The organism is Rhodococcus sp. R1101 (assembly GCF_000278445.1).
GTDB lineage: Bacteria > Actinomycetota > Actinomycetes > Mycobacteriales > Mycobacteriaceae > Rhodococcus > Rhodococcus gordoniae.
This window is the reverse complement of record NZ_AJVB01000704.1, coordinates 1-1,454: the sequence shown is the minus strand read 5'-3', so window position 1 is coordinate 1,454 and position 1,454 is coordinate 1. Positions and strand designations below refer to the sequence as shown.

General features: G+C 69.1%; 1 pseudogene. It reads right to left on the bottom strand.

Annotated features, from left to right (window positions below):
- Positions 1 to 1,357 (bottom strand): annotated as a pseudogene (locus R1101_RS28430) (AAA domain-containing protein); the annotation flags it as partial.
- Positions 1,358 to 1,454: the final 97 nt, after the last annotated feature.

Genomic DNA, 1,454 nt, shown 5'->3' with positions numbered 1-1,454 from the left:
GCAGGTAGTTCGGGATGTCGGGCAGATACGAGTCGAGGCGGCTGAACACGCCGTCGAGCGCACCCAGCGACACCGCACTCGGTGCACACTGCTTGTCGTCGCCGACGATGATCACGCGCGGCGCCAACCACAGCAGGAACAGGCTGCTGATGTCGGTCTGGCTCGCTTCGTCGACGATCACGACGTCGAACGAATTCTGTTCGGGCGGAATCGAAGCCAGCACCTGTTGCAGCGGCATCACCCAGGCCGGCACCGCACCCTGTGCGACCTGCATGGCCTCACGCGCGGCCGCTCGATAACGTTCCGCGTAGCGCCCGGTTCCCTTACCGATACTCGCGACGTGATCGCGGTACGAATGGAGCGCCTGCACCTGCTCGGCGGTGGTGCGGTCGAGACACGCGCTCCACGCCTTCTCCTCGACGAGCTCGGTCGTGAGACGCGCGAGGTCCTTCTCGACGGCATCGAGTTCGCGTTCGAACTGCCCGTCGTCGTTTCGCTCCTGGAAGCGCCGCACCCATTCGTCTGCGCGTCGCCACGCCCACGCCTCCTCGACGTCTGCGAGGCGAACCGGCCACGCCAGGCTCAACGGATTCTCCGCGAGGGCCTGTGCGAGCGCGGGTGCAGCGGTGGTCAGGCGCGCGTGGAGGGAGACGAGTTCCAGCTCCTCGCGTTGCTCCCCCGCCGCTCGGTCCCACGCATCCAAGGCCGCATTGATGGCGTCGAAGCCGGCGTCGTGGAAGGCCCGTGCCAGCGCGCGTCCTTCGGGCGACGCTCCCCCGGAGATCTGGCTCCGCACGTACATGCCGATGGATTCGAGCCAGTTCTTGCTCGCTTCCGCGGTGCCCGCTGCGGCGATGGTCCGTGCCGACTCCGCGGTGGAGCGCGCCTGCTCGATGCTCGTGATCCGCGGCGCACCCGGATGGACCTCGCGCAGTGCCGATTCGACGTCGTGCACACGGGCCACCAGATTGTCGACGATGGCGCGGTCCCGGTCGAGGAATACGAGGGTGCCGACCGCACGACTGCGCGACTCGTCGAGCTCGATATCGATGCCGAGATCGCGGAGCACGACTCGCGCGACCCGGATCGCTTCGAGCGCACGAAGGTGTTCGGCGACGATGCGCGCGGTCTGGGCGGTGGTGGCCGCGACGCCGTCGACGGTCGCGAGTTCACCGAGTGCCTCGACGGCGGATTGCTCGTCGCTGCGCCGGAAGCGGGTGAAACCGCTGCGCCAGGTGTCGCCCGCCTCCAGCTTGCGCGCGAGCGCGTCGTACGCCTCGAAGGCCTGCCGTCCCGTCAGGGCGGTCTCCACCGAGCCGGCACCGATGATCCGGTCGGCCTCCTGCGCGGCCTGCACGAGCTCAGCGAGTTCGGCGGTCTTCCCCCACAGATGCTGGGGCCCGGCCCGACAGGACGTCGTCGGCGACGCGCTGGATCCGCGCGTCGAGCCGATC